We start from the raw sequence: 19607 nt of genomic DNA, 5'->3' as shown, positions 1-19607 counted from the left end.
GTCTGTTATCAAGTTTTTTCATTATCCAAAGCGCATCATCCACCGCATACGTGCTCATACCGGCAAACACGCGTGCGTATTCATAAATATTTGTAAATCCCTTCGCGCGCCACACTTCTTGCTCTTGAATTTTCGGAAGTAGCATTTTACATTTTTGAATCCATTCTTTCGCATTTTTGCCACAGGTCTGAAATTCGAGATGTAGAATGTTGATTTGTTCTTTGGATGTTTGAGAAGTTGTTTTGACTTGGTTCATGGGAGTGTAATTAAGATGTATTTTACGAAAAAAGTATAGCATACACTCACCATCTCAAGTCAAGAGCTAAAAGTACGGAAACGAGCATGAACAAGCTGAAAACTCTATTTTAAAATGACTTCACGCTAAAAGTATTACATAGTATATATGCTCAGCTCAGCCCTTGACGATTGCATAGGTTTTGAGGGTGGCATTGAAAATGCTTTCGCAACAATATACAATATGGGAGAGAGAAAGTTTGACACTACGGCATTAAATATAAACTAATAAAAAAATGAAAGCAGCGGAAATTAGACAGAAGTATCTTGAGTTTTTTAAATCAAAAAGACATAGCGTAATACCGTCGTCGTCGCTGATGCCGGAGAATGATCCTACTGTACTTTTTACAACTGCGGGGATGCATCCTTTGGTGCCGTATTTGCTCGGTGAGAAACATCCATCCGGGACAAGGTTATGTGATAGTCAAAAATGTATCCGTACCGGAGATATCGATGAAGTTGGAGATGGGACTCATCTCACATTTTTTGAAATGCTTGGGAATTGGTCGCTTGGAGATTATTTTAAGAAAGAAGCTATCTCGTGGAGTTTTGAATTTTTGACAGGAAAAGATTGGCTGAATTTGCCACTTGATAGATTAGCAATGTCTGTGTTTGCAGGGGACAGCGATTGTCCACGTGATGAGGAATCAGCAGGAATTTGGAAAGAGCTTGGCGTGCGGGACGGAAGGATTGCGTATTTACCGAAAAAAGATAACTGGTGGGGACCTGCCGGACAAACCGGACCATGCGGACCTGATACCGAGATGTTTTACTGGGTTGGTGGCGAGGTTGAGGAAGACGGGGGAAAATTACCCGCACCAATGAAGTTCGATCCGGACAATGAAAAATGGGTGGAGATTTGGAATGATGTTTTTATGCAATACAACAAAAAAGAAGATGGTACTTTTGAACCGCTTTCTCAGCAAAATGTAGATACCGGAATGGGGCTTGAGCGCGTGACTGCTGTAATGCAAGGCAAGGACAATGTCTATGACACTGAGCTTTTTGCAGGGGTATTTGCTGTTCTTGATGAGATGTCGAGTGTCGAGGCAAGCCAGCGAGGTGAAGACTGGGTCAGACACGCGTTGCGTGTCGTAGCCGACCATCTAAAGGCTGCTACATTTATAATTGGTGATGGTGTTGTGCCTTCAAATACAGATCAAGGTTATGTGCTCAGAAGGCTGATTCGACGAGCGGTACGATTTGGAAGTAAACTTGGAATCGATAAGGCGTTCTGTGCAGATATTGCGGCAATATATATCGATGATTTTGGTAAACATAAAACTGAGCTCGAGACGAATCGGCAAAAGATTTTAGATGAACTTATGGGGGAAGAAAAACAATTTTCAGAAACACTAATTAAAGGTGAGAAAGAATTTGAAAAATTACTTTTTAGAATTGAGAAAAAGTTTGAGCACACTGGTATTCGTGATACTGAGATTTCCGGAAAAGAGTCGTTTAAATTATATGACACATATGGATTTCCTATCGAAATGACAGAAGAATTAGCAAAAGAAAAAGGCATCAGCGTTGATCGTGAAGGATTTGACACTGCATTTGAAGAGCACCAAGCTCTCAGCAGAGCCGGAGCGGAGCAGAAGTTCGCCGGCGGGCTGGCGGATCACTCAGAGGAAACCAAAAAACTTCATACAGCGACACATCTCATGCTCGAGGCACTTCGCAAAGTGCTCGGCGAACATGTAAATCAATGCGGTTCAAATATAACTGCTGACAGACTTCGATTTGATTTTTCTCATGATGACAAATTAACTGATGAACAAAAATCTGAAGTTGAGAAATTTGTAAATGATGCCATCAAAGAAGATTATAAAGTTGGATTTGTAGAGATGACTGTCGGACAAGCTCGCAAAATCGGAGCTACCGGAATATTTGAAGATAAATACGACAAAGATCTGGGCGGACGTGTAAAAGTTTATTTCATGGGACATGGGGATGCTGCAACCGACCCTGCAAGTATGCAGGCGATCGTTGATATGCTAGACGCCGGTGTCGCGGAGAGTGAAGGTTTACCAAAAAAAGAAGACTATTTCTCAGTCGAGATCTGCGGTGGCCCACATGCTGCAAATACAGGATCACTTGGTTCTTTCAAAATCAAAAAAGAAGAAAGCTCCTCAAAGGGAGTCCGAAGAATCAAAGCTGTTATTGGAGTATGAGCCTTGCGCCAAGTTATCGTAATGCACCACGGAGAAGCCACTCGAGGCCTTCTGTTATTTTTATGTTTACAAATTCGCCGGTTAAATCTTGATCAGATATAAATTGTATTTCTTTTGAGTCAGGTGTGCGGCCGGAATTCAGATAAGTATTGTCTTTTTCGAGAGTAGATCTTTCTACCAAAACTTCAACGACCCTCCCTTCGTATGATTTGTTTTTTTTATGAGTTTTTTGCTTCATGAGTTCATTCATTTTTTCCCAACGCTCTTTTTTGACTTCGCGCGAGATATCGTCGTCCATCATGCGTTCACTAACCGTCCCCTTGCGAGGAGAATATTGTGAGATATAGCAAAAGTCCCATTCGAGCGCGTCATACATTTTGTATGTTTCTTCAAATTCTTCATCTGTCTCACCACAGAATCCAACAATAATATCTGTTGTAATCACAAGGTTTGGGATTTTCTCACGCATCTTTTGCAAAATTTCTACGTATTCCTCCGCAAGGTAATTCCTATTCATTCTTTTGAGAACTGTGTTCGAGCCTGACTGCACCGGCATGTGAATATGTGGACAAATTGTATCAAGTGATGTAATCGCATCTATAACATCATCAGTAAAATCTCTTGGATGTGGGGAAGTGTACCTTAGGCGTTTTAGACCTTTGGTTTTTAATTTATCGACTGCTTTTAGTAGAGTGATAAATGGTTTTTCAACACCGGACTCATCCGGATGGTTACCTCTATATGCAGAAGAAATCTGCCCACCTTTATGATAATACCAATCGAAATTCTTCGAAGCTCTATCCATGCGAGAGAGCCCGTAAGTATTTACGGTTTGACCAACCAATGTGATTTCTTGCGTACCTGACTTTACCAAGCGGGTGCATTCATCAATGATTTCTTCAAATTTCCTACTGTATTCTCGACCACGTGTGAACGGCACGATGCAGTAAGTACAAAACTTGTCACACCCTGTCATGATCGGTACATACGCCTGAACTTTTGTCTCTACTTTCGGTGCTATTTTGAAATAATTTTCAAGAGTCCCTTCATCAACTATTTCGTTGAGTTGTAAATTCGGATTAACTTCTTTGAGTAAATTTCCAAGAATTGCTATGTCCTCAATTCTAAATACTAAATCAATTTGTGTAAGTCTTGTAAGTAAAATATCATACCCTTTTTTGGCAGCTAAACCACGTTTTTTCAGATCAAGTGCGCGCACCTTGCGATACTCGGGAATCTCATCACCCCTACCCTCTTTTATCTTTCTAACATCTTCTTTGACTCCGGTCTGCCGCACCATACATCCGGTAACACCAAGAATTATATTTGGATTTATTTTTCGCATTTTATGATAATGCTTAATAACTCCGAGCATTTTATCTTCAGCTTTTTGCTTTACCGAACAGGTATTGAAAATCACAAAATCTACATATTTCAAAGATTCTTCTTCGTTTACACTTTCATATCCAAGGGCTTCCAAAACAGTTATAACTCTTTCCGAATCCGAAGTGTTCATCTGACAACCAAATGTCTTTATAAAAAATTTCGGTTTGGTAACTATGTGTGACATTTATTTATTTATTTATTTATGGTTGCGCTACGCGCTCTTTATTTTGCACACTAAGTTCACTACGTTCACAGTGTGCGTAGAGATTGCATGTTAAACAAACCACCTACAAAATTACCAGGGAATTTTAAAAGTTTTTCGTTAAAGCCTACCGCACTACCATTGTATTCTTTTACAATAAGCCTTATCTCATCATGCATATCTTGAAGCTCATAGAGAATCTCGAGGAAACCAACGTCAGACTTGAACTGACTTCCATCTGTAGCAAACACCTCTTCAACGTAAGTATATAATTTTACATAAATCTCAAAAGCATCTTCAATTTTCAATTCCGAATCTATAAGTGTCGTTCGCATCTCCAATATTTCAGCGCCATTATGAGACATAAAAACCTTATACTCAGACATAACCTCAAGAAGGTAAGGGATCCTATTAAAAACTATAAAAAATTTCTGCTTTAAATCACTTTCACTCTTTGAGATCTCAGACTTGTAATGCTGCAAAATATTTCTATACGTCAGCATCCAGAGAATTATAAGAAAAATCATAGCACCGAGAACTATCAATAAATTATTCATATAAAAAAATTAGTGTATATTTGTTTGCTCATTACCTTCGGCTGCAGTGGCGCTATAACCCGGGAAACCACTGTTTGCATCATGTGGATTCGGCCCACTGTGCGAATGCACTTCATACTCCCTGATAAATTCGTCCCTTATGTCCAGAATTCTCTTCGCCTTTGTGAAGGGATCTCCTACATCATGTATTCTGAACTCTATCTTCTCTGCCGCTGTCTGTATTTCCATTTCACCATATTGCAAAAGACCACCAAAAATACCCTTTTTGCGACCTTTTACATCTTGAATCATTGGAAGATTTGTTTCTGATGCGGCATTTTGAAATAAATTTACTTGCTCAATACTTATAAGCCTCTGATTTGTCACTATCAAAACATCTAGCATTTCATCAAGCCACCGTATAAAAACAACCAGAAAAAAATATGACAAATACATAAAACTAATAAAATAAGTAATACCCCTTATATTCTCCGCAGTGTCAAAAGTCGTAAAAAATAATCCAATCAATGGCACTAATGCAAAAATTATAAATTGCCTAAACATACGAAAATAAATAATCCAATGCTTGGTAACTATCAACTTAACAACCTCGCCCCTTCTCTGTCCCGGAAACATCTCCGTATGATTTTGCATATTTAAACTTAAAAAATCCTTTTTACAGGATATTTATACCGTAATCCGATTGAAATGTGAATGCATTTGTCATAGTGGAGAAGTAAGCCCTCTACGAACAATCTTCAATTCATCTTTAATAGTATGTTTTCCAGCGATGTCTCCTCCATCGATACTTACTTTTTTCTCGCGGCGTTTATCTATGTATTTCCTCTTGGCTTTATTGAGCACTTGGAAGCATTGTTCCGGGCGTGGTATATATTTCAGCTGCTTCGTCTCATGTATCGCTGAAACCTCTATCGTCACCGTGCCATAATCAAACAAAGTACTCAAAAGTCCATTCTGGTCTTTTCTCAAATCCTGAATCTTGTGAAGATCTATCGTGTCCTTACTATTATATAAAAATACACTCTTTTTTAACTGAATAATTCTGAAATTCGTCAAAATAATCACACTAAGATAATAATTGAATATTTTTAGAAAAAACTTATGGAAATAATATGCGTAAGTAATAAATAAGAATAAAAAAATAGCCGAAGTAAGAATTGATCCCTCTTCGACTTCCATAGATTCAAGTGCATAAACAATCATTGGGAAGACTATCAACGATGCAACGAACCCCATGAGGTGAGGCAACAAAATAATCGGATGCAGTCGAGTATAAAGTAGCAGTTCTTCATTTTTATTTTGCCCGGGAAAATGCCTATCAGTATTGTCTTCTACTGCTATTTCAGGCGGCGTCATGTCTTCAAATATTCCCATAGATAAAATTATTAACGCAATATCATAAGAGCCATCCACGTACTAAGCGTTATAGTTAACACTATATAGCTCCAGGCAATCCACTTCAGATGTATGAACCCAAGTAATAGATAATATTGCCCCGGTGGTAAACGATAAGCGCTTATATACCGATAAAAAGCAACCATACTTACTATCATAAAAATGACAGATGATATAGCTATTAAAATTGTAATACCCTGTATAAACATCGCTTTTTGGTTAATCACTAAAACGCCACAACTACTTGCGATGATTTGTTTTTGTTTTTTATTTTCAACTAGATTGCAAAGCTCATTTCTTCTGTGGACAATACTAACAGAAAGCATAGCTAAGGTCAAATTTTGTTTACTTTCGAAGGCTTAAGACCCAGTAAGCTGAATAAAGTAATGCTTACTGCAGAGTCTTCAAATGTATGGAGGAAAAAGGCGATTGCGAGGACTCCGAGAAAGCTTGCGAGCAGAGCTGTATTCCGGGCTTGAAAAAGTTTTTTGATAGTCAAAACGAGGATTCCGAGGAAGAGTAATAGCCCGAAGAATCCGAGCTCTATACCTACTTGCAGATACCAGCTTTCCGGGATAATTGGGTTGGCAAATCGGTAGCTGGCAGGCCCGGCGGAGCCGAGGCCTTGACCTAGTGGATGTGCAAACATTTCTTGAATTCCCATAATCCATGCAGCAATATGCCCACTTGTTGATTCCGGACGAATAAGTGTATCGCCTATTGTGATTAATAAAACCGCTGACACTACGACTATTCCAATTAACCCAAATAGAAAATGTTTTTTCTTTATATGTTTCCATAAATTGTATTCATACGAGAGCAGTACAAATATAGCGATAAATACTCCTATCAGCGCACCTCTGGAATAGGTTTGGATAAGTGCATAAAATGCGAGCGATATAAGTGCAATTGGAATCCCCCTCCTTAGACTCGTATCTTTGATCCTTTCTTTCACTTCTTTTCGCCACATATATAAAATTGGAATAAACATTGCGAGGTATGCTCCAAACTGATTTGGCCCTGCAAATGTTCCTGACATCCTACATAATTCTTGGTTTTCCATCCTCTGACAAAAAGCCAAAGATTGCCCCGGATACCATGTACTCCAATCATCCCTAAAACCAAGTACTGTGAGATTCTCCGGTTTAATCAAGTAGTGAAGTATGTATCCAAGTATAAGGCTAAGTGCCCCTCCTATAATTACGCTTTTGAATAGTTTCTTTGTTTGTTCTTTATCAAATTTAAAATGTCGCACAATCATGAATGTACATAAAAAAACATAATCATATCTCGCTCCCCAGACAAGTTGGCTGAGATCTATTTTTAGTAAGATCGCATGTAATATTCCAAATAAAAAATAAGCGATTATTAATTTGTCGAGAATGTCGAATTTTGGGAATTTTCTTTCTAAGAAAAATTTCAATCCAAGTAATAATGTCAGAATGATAATTACAAATTCTTTCCACATCGATACAACACTTGCAGTACCAAATACATCAGCAAGTCCATACCCATAATTCAAAACCGTACTTCCAAACGCATGAAATGGAAGCAAAAACAACATTCCAAACAATAGGTAAAATGCAGTATTCTGACAAAATTTCATTACTTTCATTGTATTCATATTTTCATCTTACACATTAATAATTACTTCAACTATTTTTTTAGCTGCGGGAGTTGTATTTTGCGACTTTTGATTTCGTACATTTTTTTTGAGTTGTATCTCCTTGAGAGCTGTCAGTAGTTTTTTATCGTTAATCAAATTTTGATCCAAAATTACATTAGGAGTTTCACTCATGTATTTTGCATTATCAAATTGATCACCACGAGAAGCACTATAACCAAGTGGGACATAAATCGCAGGCAGTCCGAGTGCATTAATTTCTGATACAGTGCCTGCCCCGGAGCGACATATAACGCTATCTGTAATCGCATAAATATCTTTCAATTCCTTATCGATATATTCGAATGCAAAATAGTTTTTATTATTAACAACTTTCATTTTCCCTTTTCCGGTTATGTGAATAACCGTGTGTTTTTTTAAAATTGATTCAAGATTATTCCATATCAATTCGTTCAAAGAAAATGCTCCGGTACTTCCTCCCATAACAAGCAAAACAGGACTTTTTATTTCTTTGATTTTTAAAAATTCGAGTGCCGCTTTTTTTGTACCTTTGAGTAATTCGCTGCGAACAGGATTGCCGGTTATAACAACTTTGTCCTGAGTCTTTTTTGAAAAGCATTCCTTGGTCTTCTCCGTTGGCACACATATTTTATTTGCAAAAAAAGAAGAAATTTTCGTAGCAATTCCCGGCGTAAAATCAGATTCATGAATGACAATTTTTTTCTTAAGTAAACCACCTGCAATCACAACTGGAATCGCAACGTAACCTCCTTTTGAAAAAATAACATCAGGCTTGAATTTTATAATATGAATAATTGATTGGAATACACCGACAGGTATTTTGAAAATATCGAACAGATTTTGAACAGAAAAATATCTGCGTAATTTACCGGTAAAGACTGATTTAAAGGCTATTTTTTGAGATTTGCAAAAAGACTCTTCCAGTCCGGAATTTGAACCTATGTAAACAAATTTAATCGCCAAGTCAGCATGGCTATTAAGCTCTTCTATAATTGTAGCGTGAGGGACGACGTGTCCGCCTGTCCCTCCCCCTGTCAAGAGTATACGCATGGTTTTGAGTATATTTAGAGATGTTTAATAAAATACCTATTCCTATCAAAGTAGTGAACATAGAGGAGCCGCCATACGAGACAAATGGCAAGGTTATCCCTGTAACCGGCATGAGCGAAGTATTCACTGCCAAGTTCATAAATACCTGGGCGGCGATCCAAGTTGTAACACCTACAGCTAGCAATTGTGAAAATCTATCAGGTGCATGATTTGCTATCTGGTAGCCACGGATAGCTATCCAGGCATACGCCATTACTACGAGTAATGTACGAACAAAGCCAAGCTCTTCTGCTGATGCTGCAAATATAAAATCATCCGTGGCTTGAGGGAGCCAGTAAGATTTTTGTATCCCCTGAGTAAGCCCCTTACCAAAAAATCCGCCGGAGCCAATTGCAATCTTCGCCTGCTCCGTCTGCCAACAAAAATCTTCACGACATTCAGTATCGGGGGAAATAAATGCAGTAAAACGTTGTTGAAGATATGACGCGCTATTAACGATAAATATACCTGCAACCAGCGCTATCAAAGCACCGGTTGCCAAATGTTTTAAATTTGCACCTGCGACAAAATAAATACCTACTGCAATCATAATCAGAACTAAAGTCGAACCGAAATCCGGCTGTAACATCACAGGCAAAACAAAAGCGCCGGAAACTAAACAAAATGGTAAAAACCCACCTTCCCATGTTTCAATTTCCATACGTTTACCTTGAAGCCAACTCGCAAAATAAATGACCATTCCAAACTTTGCAATCTCCGATGGCTGCACGGAATTTAAAAATGGTATACCTGGTAAATTAATCCAAGATTGAGCAAAAGTATTGTTATCATCTCCAAAAAGAAAAACGGCAATCAACAAAAAAATTGATCCTGCAAATATTGGCAGAGAAACTTTTTGCCAAAATCTATACGGAATTTTCATCACAAGAAACATACCAAGAACACCAAGTATTACACGAATAACATGATTTTTTAGAACCAAATAACACTGAACCTCTGCTGAGCCACAGTCCGGATACATGATCCCCGGAGCTGACAACTGAATAGATTTTGGCACTCCAATACTTGCAATCATGATTACACCAAATGCAAGTAGCCCCAGTACCAAAAAAAGAAGTGTCGTATCGATAGAACTATATGATTTGCGCATGAATCAAAGTTAACGTACTATTTTGTCGAAAGCCAATGAATCTTAACGAAATCCCGGAATGAAAACAATTAAAGTTATCAATCGAGTTTTTTTATTCGGACTATTGTTCGCATTTGCAGACCAGTTATCAAAAGTCCTTGTTCAAAATTATGGTAAAATACCTATTTCTCTAAATGAAGGGGTGGCATTTTCTATAAAATTCCCATATACACTACAAATCCTTGTAACAACTATACTTTTGATTTGCCTAATTTATTTTTCCAAAAACATAGTTGAAACAGAGAAAACCGATACAAGGAGAAAGACTGCGGTAATCGCTCTCGCAATGATATTTGGTGGTGGACTCGGGAACTTAATGGATCGTATAAATATGGGGTATGTAGTTGATTTCATAAATATCGGATTTTGGCCGGTTTTCAATGTGGCAGATAGTTTTGTTACAATCGGCGCACTACTGTTCGCAGTATTGTGGTTTAAAAAGTAATTTGCTAAAATCACGCACGGCGTGCCGATGCGAATAAGGAGCGGAGATGCTACCTCATATAATATATAAAATTTAATTTAAAAATATGTTAGAAGTAATCACTTTAAACCCATTGAAATTCGTCCTTAGGGCTATTTCCGGATTTACCGGCGGGCTTTTTGGTACGCTTATGTTGTTAATCATTTTCACACTTAGCTCCGGTGTGCTAAATAGCGTTTTTGTAGTAGAAGAAGTTGGCTCTCAAACTATAAATCCAATATTCTTGGCTGTATTCTTGATAATGATTTTCAGTGGCCTTCTTATGGCAAATTTATTTGCATCTATGCTAATTAGCTTCTGTGATCGTGATAAATATTTTATGAGAGGAACTATTTTGCATCAGGTATTTATCTTCAATGCCGTTATGTTTTTTATGAGCTTACCTTTTTATATTTTCTCCCTTGCACTAGACTTTGGTGCTCTCTCTATCGTAGCTCTAATACACAGTTTAGTCGCTTTGAGCGGAAGCCATTTGGTACTCGAGAACGTGGCAAATCCACGCTACAGTTTAGTATCTATATATGGTACAAGTCTTGGACTTATACTTGGAGCTTTTTCTAATTTAATAGTTTTCAAAATTACCGGAACCGTGAATGTCCTACTCTTTGCCTTCTTACCTGTTACTTGGTTTTTTATGGCACTGGCACAATGTGGAGTTGAAGCTCTTTATGTCTCTTTTTATAGACTATATGGTATTGATTTCCTTTCAAATGACACCGAGTTTGGTGAAGACACAGTACGAAAAGGAAAAAGAAAAACTGAAGATCAAGAAATAGAAGAAGAGGTAGAAAAAGACATCAAAAAGAAAGCTGAACCAAAAGACGAAGACGGTGCAGATTTCCTAGATGAGAATAACTAAAGTCTTTTACGACCTATCTGCTTCTGAAAATAGCCTAATACCTTCTTTTACTGCTGCCAAAATCTCAGACAATGTGTATTCAGGACTTAACCCAAGTTCCTCTGGTCCAGTCACATGATTTATAACAAAACGTGTAACTCTACCACGGTCTCCACATACTTCTATTGTAATATCTTCTCCTTTCGGTACTACCTGCATGCCATCAGATCTATATATAAAGACAGGTGCATTTGAACTTCCCCGTAAAGTGACCTCTCCTGACAACTCCGCTTTTCCTCCTAATAAAGAGTCTAAGTAAGCTCCTTCTGGTACGTCTTCAAATCTTGATACTTCTCCAGTTTCTGTTGATGCTGCCATAATATTTTAATGTGACCCGAATTGCTGCAACCTTAACAATTTTAAACTAGCCCTTTAAACAAATTGGGCAATGCTGTGCGCGAATTTTGACAGCTGAACGCCGTACTTCAAAGGCTGTGCGCGCGCACACGTCTTGAACGCCGTACTTCAGACGTCATTTTTAAGAATAATCCATGAAGTACGTATTTGAGAGGCGATTTTATAAGAGAAGTGTGTCTGGGAGTGTTTTTTTTTAGCAAGCGCATAAAAACCAAATTGTACGGATTATTGTACAATCCCTCCTTCCGGGAAGAGTTTTTGTACAAGATAACGTACAAAATCTGTGCACGTGCACACTTTCACATAACCAAAATTCATTAAATTTGTTTAAAACTGACATCTTTTTAGTTGCTCACCGCAGCTCGCATAGCATCCTGCGGTGCATCTTTGCCTGTCCATATTTTAAATGCTTCGTATCCTTGGTGAAGTAGCCATTCAAGGCCAGTGAGATTTTCTGCACCTGCTGCGACTGACTGTGCTTGAAAAATCGTAGGCTCATGACTATAAACGGCGTCCAGTGAAAGTTTGATATGTGAAAAAACACTATCAGGTACTATTTTCTCATCTCCCTCCAGACCCAATGAGGTGCAATTAATTATAATTTCCACGTCTTCAAAACCATTTTCTAATTCTTTTATGGAATAAGAATCTATTTTAATATTGTTGCTACGCTCCTTATTCTGCAAAGCAAGTTTCACGCTTTGCATGGAAAATTGATCTGCTATTTCGAGCGCTTTATCAACTGTACGATTGAACAAAACAGGAATCATATTGAGCTGAAGTAGTCCATAGACCGCCGCTTTAGCGGCTCCCCCCGCCCCAATCACAATCACTTTTTTCCCGGATAAACCTTGTTTGCTAGCATAATCTGAAGCTTGCAAACTGCCTTTTACACCCATGTAATCTAAATTTGTACCGATAAACTTACCATCTTGCATATACACGCAAGATACCGCGCCAACTGCGTGGCCCGCATCATCCAATCCATCCAAAAGCGGAATAATCATTTCTTTATGTGGCATGGATACCGAAAAACCCTCAACTTTGCTTAAATCAAACTCTCTGGAAGAGAGCTCCACCGACTCTCTGCGCTTCAAAGCACCCATAAAATCACGAAGTTCTTCCGGTTTTACATCAAATGTGTCAAATCCATATGGCAATTCTAACTCTTTAAACCCCTCCAAATGCATGACTGGAGACAAAGAATGCCAAGCCGGGTACGCCAATATTCCGAATATTTTTTCCATAAAAGTGATTTAACCATATGGCTTTTACCTTAATTTTAGTATTTTCCCAAGATAAAGCATTGACCCCGCAGAGAATCTGTTGTATAATAGTTAGATTTATTCATAACCAAATTATATGAAATATTCAAAATATCTTGCAGGTGGACTTACAGCTATGCTCATAGTCTCTGTGTTTGTAAGCTTCAGCGTACAATCGGGTGATGGGTTTCTAGGTAGGCTTCATCTCGAAAGACGTTCAAACGGCCCTTCAAAAACAGAAGCTACCCATGTTCAACGTGAAGAATTTCAACTTCAAAAAGATACTCGCAATTTTGGAGAAATGGATTCTGATAGAGACGGTCTTACAAATGAACAAGAGGACTATATTGGAACAGATCCATTTAACCCAGATACTGATGGGGATGGGGTGAATGATGGCGATGAAGTCAAAGGGGGGCGGTTTGACCCACTTCACTATGACTGTAGTGGCTGTATTCCTACTACACCTATGGATTATGACCGTGATGGGCTCGTTGGCCTAACAGAAAATTACCTAGGTACAGATCCGCTCAACCCTGATACTGATGGGGATGGTGTCTGGGATGGAGATGAAACTGGAGGTGCTCTAGTAGCAGAATATTTTGTAAGTGACCCTCTTAATCCATGTGATCCAAATTCTTTAAATTGTGCTACAATACAAACTAAATAAACTATGTTTCAACAATTCCTCACATATTTTATCCCGACTGCATTCGCACAAGCCGCATTTGCCAGGACTACTGCAAAAGAATGCCAAGCCGGGTACGCCAATATTCCGAATATTTTTTCCATAAAAGTGATTTAACCATATACATCTTAGCTTAAGTGGTCGGTTTTATTTTGAACCTGCGTCCCAAGATAAAGTATTTACCCCGCAGAGAATCTGTTGTATAATAGTTAGATTTATTCATAACCAAATTATATGAAATATTCAAAATATCTTGCAGGTGGACTTACAGCTATGCTCATAGTCTCTGTGTTTGTAAGCTCCAGCGTACAATCGGGTAATGAGTTTCTAGGTAGGCTTAAATTTAAAGGCAAGAATGCAACTATTCAAGAAGCCCCACAGCCATGCGTAGACACTGACACTCCTGGATCTACATTCTTTACTCCAATCCAAACTATTTCTCAACCAACAATCCCAGGTAAAACTATCGGCCAAAAAGGAGGAAATCCAAGTTCGCAAGTTTGGGAGGACCGGTGCGCCGGAACAACTCTCCGTGAGTATTACTGCTTTTATGGAGCAGGATATCAAGGTACAATCGGATGGCATGCTGAAAGAGATGATGTCAAATGTAGCGATATTGGTCTTGAATGTTTAACTGACCCCGTTTCATCATTTGGATACTGTGGATAATTACAAATTAAAATAAATTTATTGATTATGTTAGAAGCACTTTTCACATATTTTATCCCGACTGCATTCGCACAAGCCGCATCTGCCAGGACTACTGCAAATGAAACTACTTCAGGTTTGCAGGAATTTGTCACAACTCTCGTTGATAGAGCTCCGTTTTGGGTGGCTGGAATCATTGTTATGGTTTTTTCTATCATAGTTGCGAAGCTTGTAAAAAACTTAGTAACAAACAAAGTTGCAGCAAAACTCGATGACGACCACCAAGATGTTCTCGTACTTGTAGGACGTACTACCTATGTTTCTGTTCTAACACTCGGTATCATGATTGGTATGAAAATTGCCGGATTCGACTTAACGGCACTAGTTGCCGCAGTTGGTTTCGGACTTGGTTTTGCACTACAAGGAATTATTACAAACTTTATCGCCGGAGTGCTCGTATTACTCTCACGACATTTTACAATTGGAGATTATATTGAGATAGAAGGTACTATCGGAAAAATAGTTGAAATCCAATCACGTGCAACGGTGCTACAAGCCCTTGATGGGACACGTATTATTATTCCAAATGCGGACCTGTTTTCTAAAAAAGTTGTAAGTTTCACATCAAATCCTTTTAGACGTTTAGAAATAATCGTAGGTGTTGAGTATTCAACGCCTCTGGCAAAAGCTTGCCAAGTTTGTTTTGCAAGTATGTTGCAGATAGAAGGAGTTTTAAAAGAACCGACTCCCTCAGTTCTAGTAGATGAATTTTCAAATAGTTCTATCAATCTACGACTTTGGTTCTGGGTTGATTCCAGGTCAAACTGGAGACACACTCGCTCCGAAGTCGCTCGAGTACTCAAAATGAATTTCGACAAAGTGGGAATCAGCATTCCTTTCCCTATTCGCACAGTATATCAACCTGACGTTGAAAAAGTTGAGGCAGAGAGATCACAACTTATGGAAAGTAATTTCGGAGAATTCGATAAAATTCATCCAAACGAAACCGTACAAGTACCGATAAAGGAAGATGGTGAAGAAAAAATCGGTAGCGAATTTCTCGACGAACACAGAATGTAACTTTTTATAAAAAGGAGTATTGTAAAGAATGATACGTTTTTTACATACTTAATTTGCTAAATATGAAGATAGATGTTATAATAAATGGATTTATTTATGTAATCCATCATATTATGAAGAATTCGCACAAACTGATCGGGCTCGCTTTAGTGATTATCTTGACTCTCGGCGGTGCAATAAGCCTCGCCGTAAACTCCGGCTCAGACTTAACCGGAAGGGTGAAGCTCACAAGAGAACAAGGCAAGAAACTTCAACGAGAAATGGTCGCACGGAAATCCACTGCCACCCCTAAAAAAGTAGCACCAAAAACTAAGACTGAAACTACAAAAAATACAACGAAAAGTACGACAAAAGAGCGTAATGCGGAACGATATAATGATTATGTGGGAAATGGAATTCAACCGGACGCAAACCCTGTAATCGAAACATACCTTGGTGCTTGTAACGATCCGTTCGGATCTCCAACTTGTGTCGTTAACGGAGAATACACCACTTATGATCTGGCATATAATAACGACGAAGTCGTGTACACGATGCGCATCAAAAACACTTCCGCTACGACACCTATATATATGGATAAGGTGTATTTGGAATACACGGTAAAAGGTATAGACCAAACCGTGTGGAACTCCAGAGCGCAGTGGAAAATATATGACGCAAGCGCGCCGAACACTCCTCTCACAAGAGGACATGTGTATAACGCCGCGAACGTAAACGGATACGTGGATTTCGATTGGTCATATCCCGGGAACCTTCTTAATCCGATAAATCAGCCACCTGTAATTCCACCACTCGGAACTCAGACATACATAGTGACAGCCGACATAGTTGACGACAGCGCCGGACCACTCACTTTCGATTATATTCAAGTTCGAGCCAATGACAGTCTGACTTTCACACCAGTTGTAGGCGGAACTCTTAGCGATGCACACAACGTAAATTCACATTTCATCTGGCACACCGCCGCCGGACTTTATTATAATGAAGACAACACCGACCTCATGGACATGTGGGGCGGCATCTCAAACGCATTCGCTCAGTGGAGGAAGAGGATGTGGGCAACACCCATCGTGACTGCTCCGGTGACTTTGGATATACAGGTAGATACTGCACTCAATGCTTTGCCAAATGAAAATCATTATGTGTATCCCAACGCGCCTTCTGGAACTCAAACCAGATATGTTTCATATTTAAATCTTACGCCTTCCGCTCCAGTGGCTTTGAATACGCTTAGATTTACTTTGAATACGCGACTACGAACAGATGAATATGGGACACAAATTACCCCTGCGATGTGTGCAAATTTATCTCAGATGGGAGCGACACTTAACGCGAAGTTAAATAATTTCAATTTACAATCAAATTTTGGCACACTCGTGACCAATGGAAATGGTATTGTCCCCCTCGGTTCAAATTATACCTCACCTCAGTGTGATGTGGATGGATATGTTGATTTGAATGTTGGATCGTTCGCTTTAACTCCAAATGTTCCAACTCATTTTGAACTTATGGTGAATGTAAACCCTGCTAGTATCTTCAACGCATCGGGCTTCTATAACGACTTATTTATATTTGCTATCAATAACGCACAGTTGACTACGGTTGCAACCGATACAACGAGTGGACAATTGTTACTTCCATCTCAAATTACAGCTCCCGGATTTTCTGATTATAATGTGTATGTTGATATGACTAATTTATCGATTATGGAACCTGTAAGTGCAGGCTCGCCTTGGCCGATTACCGCTCAGCAGGGTCAAAATGATGTATTGTTTGGTGTATTTGTTGCGAAAAACTGGTCTCAAACGCTTAGCGCCACATTGAATGAACTGAAGATTAGTGATGAGCCACTAGCGATCAATAATGCCATCCATCCGGATCTTACAAATATTCGTCTATATGAATGGGATTACTCGCTCAATCAACCTATCGGTGCACCACTTGCAAGTGGTCTTCAGATGGGACCAAGTAATGTGGTTACTGGGCAAAGTTTAAATCTCAATTTTCCTCATAATGGACTGCCCGGTTCGGAGAAATTTCTCGCAGTAGTTGCTGATATAAGCCCTACATTTGCCACTGATGCAGGTTATGATGTCTCATATGACAGTGGTACGGCAACAAACGATAATGAAATTGAAATAGGCCTTCATGTAACAGGACTTACAAATCCAGTTACGGCGAGCGACCCTACAATACCGTTTCTAATTAGATTTAATCAAAGTTCATCAACAATCAATCCGTTCATATGTCCAAGTTGGAATACTTGTGATATTTCACTCGGAAATCTCGTAGATGTCCAACCAGCCGTATCTCCCGCATACATGACTCCGTAACGATCTGCTTTCTACATTGTTCACGGTGGAAGGACGGCCGCTGCTAACAGGGTCGGCTCCATGTGTCGACGTAACTGCGGCGCAAACGCCGGTATGGGTCACCGCTGTGAATCTGGGGATTGTCACTCCATATAGCACGGGATACTGCGCACCGAACGATCTCATAGTCAGAGCGGAAGCATCGAAAATACTTGCGGTATATGCAAACACCGTGACCGGCACGATGAACATAATATCACCTTCGGTTCAAACCTTCCCGGATGTACTACTGGCAATGTGGTATTTTAACTATGTCGAATCGATGTATAACGGGATGGGCTCGATATATGCAATCGCGGGCAATAATTTTTACCCGGGAGATTCACTCACCACCGTAGACGGACAAACCTGGATAAATAATCTGCCGTAGGGCGTGCACTTGAAACTATGGAACCGTACAAAGGTGAGAACGCGAATTTTCAACTAAAATAAAGACATAAATTGATCTTTTGAAATTTGCGCTTGTTTCAAGATAGAACCAATTGTCCCTGATGCAAGTTCTTTATGTAGAGGTACGACGCATCCATATGAGCCATGCTTGTCTTGAATCTTCAAAACGACATGGCTCCCTTTTTGCCGTACTACAAAAAAACCAAGCCCTTCTAGGAATTTGATCATCTGTTTGCCTGATATTCTTTTGAATTTAGGCATGACTCACTTCGAAAGTTGTAAGAAAAGGAACCGCTTTGTTCGTGACTGGAAACTCTTCCAAATAAAGCTCAGTTGCCTCTTTTAAATTTGCAATTGCATCTTCAAATGTTGCTCCCTGGCTCGCCGTACCCACCTCGGGACATTCGGCTACATAAAGATCTTCTTCTTTATAAACCACAGCTGAATATACGTGAATTTTCATGTGTATATTCTACCATATATCTTATAAAAAACAAATCTACTGAAACTCGCCACTTACAACGCGCTTGACGCACGGATTGGATTGTGACATAATCAATACTCTTAATAAGTGGCATGAAATCATACAAATTATTTACAGGATTTACAAAGTTCTTTACGTGTCTTTCCATCGCTGTATTTGTCAGTGCTTCAATTGTGTTTGCGTCGACTTTGGCCGATTTTACTTTAAATACTGTATACACAGGATTTGGAACTGTCGACGTCAATCAAGTGGCTAATACGGTTCAGCTTACGCCAATGACTGCGACCATACTATCTGAGACGCATGCAGGGTTAGTGACTAGCAATGAAAATCTAACAGGAGACTATGAAATCTCTATGACTGTTGAGAATTTGGCGCAACTGCGTCAAAATGACCCGCCAAATCCTTGGGAAGCTCCATGGTTAGTATTTGGATACAATGATGCACTTGATTCACTTGGGGGGCCTGATCAAACGTTCACTTATTTGATTTTAAAACCAAATGGCTATGGACTCGAGCTTGGAGAAGCATTGACAGAGGATGGTCAAAACTTCCTTTGGACTTCGTCGGTTGGAGACGATAGCTATGACGTTGGCACTTCATATGACGTTATAATTAATGTCGAAAGTGGTGTGATAACAGTAACAGTTGATGGTGTTCAGAAATTTGTATTTTCTGGAGCAAGAACGCTCTCACTTGATGGTAAATTTGGATTTTACTCAGAGGATGCAGATGTGAGATTTAGCAATATTCAAATTCAAACAACAACGCCAAGTAGTAGCCCTGTAAACGCAATACAAGGTGTTCAGCACTCTGGTAAACCGAAACAAAGATACGTAAAAAGAGCATATCATTACAGAGAACCAGAAACTAAACATCTATCACTAAAGGCTCAAATACAGCAAGAAAGAGAATTAAAACAAGCTGCTTTGGCGGAAAGAGGGCCATTCCCAAGTCTACAGGATAGCGCTATACGATATTTAGAGCCAGTCAGAAAAAAGTAAAAGTTAAGGTGAAGGTAAAGGTTAAGCGTCGTTAAATTTTGAGAA

General features: G+C 39.2%; 22 protein-coding genes. 10 read left to right on the top strand and 12 right to left on the bottom strand.

Translation table 11 applies throughout. The annotated features are described in order from the left end of the window. Window positions 1-256, bottom strand: a 256-nt coding sequence (locus Q8P68_01240; protein MDP4007796.1) for a hypothetical protein, incomplete at its 3' end; no start/stop codon positions are given. Between the two features lie 274 nt (window positions 257-530). On the opposite strand from Q8P68_01240, the gene Q8P68_01235 reads away from it, so the two are divergent. After that, window positions 531-2468 carry an alanine--tRNA ligase gene (locus Q8P68_01235; GenBank protein MDP4007795.1) on the top strand — a complete coding sequence of 646 codons (1938 nt, stop codon included), beginning with the start codon at window positions 531-533 and terminating at the stop codon, window positions 2466-2468. Between the two features lie 13 nt (window positions 2469-2481). Here Q8P68_01235 and Q8P68_01230 read toward each other — a convergent pair whose 3' ends face one another. From Q8P68_01230 to Q8P68_01200, 7 genes are all read right to left on the bottom strand, one after another. Then, window positions 2482-4038: a MiaB/RimO family radical SAM methylthiotransferase gene (locus tag Q8P68_01230; GenBank protein MDP4007794.1), complete on the bottom strand. Its 1557-nt coding sequence runs from the start codon at window positions 4036-4038 to the stop codon at window positions 2482-2484. A 65-nt stretch (window positions 4039-4103) separates the two neighbouring features. Next, window positions 4104-4613: a LemA family protein gene (locus Q8P68_01225; GenBank protein MDP4007793.1), complete on the bottom strand. Its 510-nt coding sequence runs from the start codon at window positions 4611-4613 to the stop codon at window positions 4104-4106. A gap of 9 nt (window positions 4614-4622) precedes the next feature. Continuing rightward, on the bottom strand, window positions 4623-5246 hold the full coding sequence (locus tag Q8P68_01220; GenBank protein ID MDP4007792.1) for a hypothetical protein: 624 nt from the start codon (window positions 5244-5246) through the stop codon (window positions 4623-4625). A gap of 69 nt (window positions 5247-5315) precedes the next feature. Continuing rightward, entirely contained in the window at window positions 5316-5987 is a 672-nt protein-coding gene (locus Q8P68_01215; GenBank protein ID MDP4007791.1) for a hypothetical protein, read from the bottom strand. A gap of 355 nt (window positions 5988-6342) precedes the next feature. Continuing rightward, window positions 6343-7632 (bottom strand): O-antigen ligase family protein, encoded by a 1290-nt coding sequence (locus Q8P68_01210; GenBank protein MDP4007790.1) that lies wholly within the window; start codon window positions 7630-7632, stop codon window positions 6343-6345. A 9-nt stretch (window positions 7633-7641) separates the two neighbouring features. Beyond that, a complete protein-coding gene (locus tag Q8P68_01205) occupies window positions 7642-8703 on the bottom strand; it encodes a UDP-N-acetylglucosamine--N-acetylmuramyl-(pentapeptide) pyrophosphoryl-undecaprenol N-acetylglucosamine transferase (GenBank protein ID MDP4007789.1) in 1062 nt (353 codons plus the stop codon). Then, window positions 8630-9853 (bottom strand): putative peptidoglycan glycosyltransferase FtsW, encoded by a 1224-nt coding sequence (locus tag Q8P68_01200; protein ID MDP4007788.1) that lies wholly within the window; start codon window positions 9851-9853, stop codon window positions 8630-8632. The genes Q8P68_01205 and Q8P68_01200 overlap by 74 nt, the downstream gene beginning before the upstream one ends. A gap of 58 nt (window positions 9854-9911) precedes the next feature. Here Q8P68_01200 and Q8P68_01195 point away from each other — a divergent pair, with 58 nt between their 5' ends. Together Q8P68_01195 and Q8P68_01190 are read left to right on the top strand one after the other, a co-directional pair. After that, a complete protein-coding gene (locus Q8P68_01195; protein ID MDP4007787.1) occupies window positions 9912-10337 on the top strand; it encodes a signal peptidase II in 426 nt (141 codons plus the stop codon). 85 nt (window positions 10338-10422) lie between these two features. After that, a complete protein-coding gene (locus Q8P68_01190; GenBank protein ID MDP4007786.1) occupies window positions 10423-11235 on the top strand; it encodes a hypothetical protein in 813 nt (270 codons plus the stop codon). Between the two features lie 6 nt (window positions 11236-11241). On the opposite strand, the gene Q8P68_01185 is transcribed toward Q8P68_01190, so the two are convergent. Both Q8P68_01185 and Q8P68_01180 read right to left on the bottom strand, forming a co-directional pair. After that, on the bottom strand, window positions 11242-11592 hold the full coding sequence (locus Q8P68_01185) for a hypothetical protein (protein MDP4007785.1): 351 nt from the start codon (window positions 11590-11592) through the stop codon (window positions 11242-11244). A gap of 383 nt (window positions 11593-11975) precedes the next feature. Then, window positions 11976-12878, bottom strand: a complete 903-nt coding sequence (locus Q8P68_01180) for a shikimate dehydrogenase (protein MDP4007784.1) — start codon at window positions 12876-12878, stop codon at window positions 11976-11978. A gap of 115 nt (window positions 12879-12993) precedes the next feature. Between Q8P68_01180 and Q8P68_01175 the strand changes: the two genes are divergently transcribed. The 6 genes from Q8P68_01175 (at window position 12994) to Q8P68_01150 (ending at window position 18054) form a co-directional block, all read left to right on the top strand. Further along, window positions 12994-13566 carry a hypothetical protein gene (locus Q8P68_01175; protein ID MDP4007783.1) on the top strand — a complete coding sequence of 191 codons (573 nt, stop codon included), beginning with the start codon at window positions 12994-12996 and terminating at the stop codon, window positions 13564-13566. Window positions 13567-13569: 3 nt separating this feature from the next. Next, complete coding sequence (locus tag Q8P68_01170) at window positions 13570-13701, top strand: hypothetical protein (GenBank protein MDP4007782.1); 132 nt, start codon at window positions 13570-13572, stop codon at window positions 13699-13701. Window positions 13702-13818: 117 nt separating this feature from the next. Next, complete coding sequence (locus tag Q8P68_01165) at window positions 13819-14253, top strand: hypothetical protein (GenBank protein MDP4007781.1); 435 nt, start codon at window positions 13819-13821, stop codon at window positions 14251-14253. Between the two features lie 27 nt (window positions 14254-14280). After that, window positions 14281-15312 (top strand): mechanosensitive ion channel family protein, encoded by a 1032-nt coding sequence (locus tag Q8P68_01160; GenBank protein MDP4007780.1) that lies wholly within the window; start codon window positions 14281-14283, stop codon window positions 15310-15312. Between the two features lie 62 nt (window positions 15313-15374). Beyond that, window positions 15375-17645 carry a hypothetical protein gene (locus Q8P68_01155; GenBank protein ID MDP4007779.1) on the top strand — a complete coding sequence of 757 codons (2271 nt, stop codon included), beginning with the start codon at window positions 15375-15377 and terminating at the stop codon, window positions 17643-17645. Between the two features lie 25 nt (window positions 17646-17670). Next, window positions 17671-18054 (top strand): hypothetical protein, encoded by a 384-nt coding sequence (locus Q8P68_01150; protein MDP4007778.1) that lies wholly within the window; start codon window positions 17671-17673, stop codon window positions 18052-18054. Between the two features lie 53 nt (window positions 18055-18107). Here the strand turns inward: Q8P68_01150 and Q8P68_01145 are convergent, their stop codons facing one another. Both Q8P68_01145 and Q8P68_01140 read right to left on the bottom strand, forming a co-directional pair. Beyond that, complete coding sequence (locus Q8P68_01145) at window positions 18108-18335, bottom strand: type II toxin-antitoxin system HicA family toxin (GenBank protein MDP4007777.1); 228 nt, start codon at window positions 18333-18335, stop codon at window positions 18108-18110. Then, entirely contained in the window at window positions 18328-18537 is a 210-nt protein-coding gene (locus tag Q8P68_01140) for a type II toxin-antitoxin system HicB family antitoxin (GenBank protein MDP4007776.1), read from the bottom strand. The genes Q8P68_01145 and Q8P68_01140 overlap by 8 nt, the downstream gene beginning before the upstream one ends. Before the next feature lie 113 nt (window positions 18538-18650). Here Q8P68_01140 and Q8P68_01135 point away from each other — a divergent pair, with 113 nt between their 5' ends. After that, complete coding sequence (locus Q8P68_01135) at window positions 18651-19562, top strand: hypothetical protein (GenBank protein MDP4007775.1); 912 nt, start codon at window positions 18651-18653, stop codon at window positions 19560-19562. Window positions 19563-19607 lie beyond the last annotated feature (45 nt).

The sequence above is a fragment of the Candidatus Peregrinibacteria bacterium genome (assembly GCA_030700255.1).
In the GTDB taxonomy this organism is placed as follows: domain Bacteria; phylum Patescibacteriota; class Gracilibacteria; order UBA1369; family JABINC01; genus JABINC01.
Note: the sequence above shows the minus strand (reverse complement) of the source record. Positions and strands in the feature narration are given on the sequence as shown.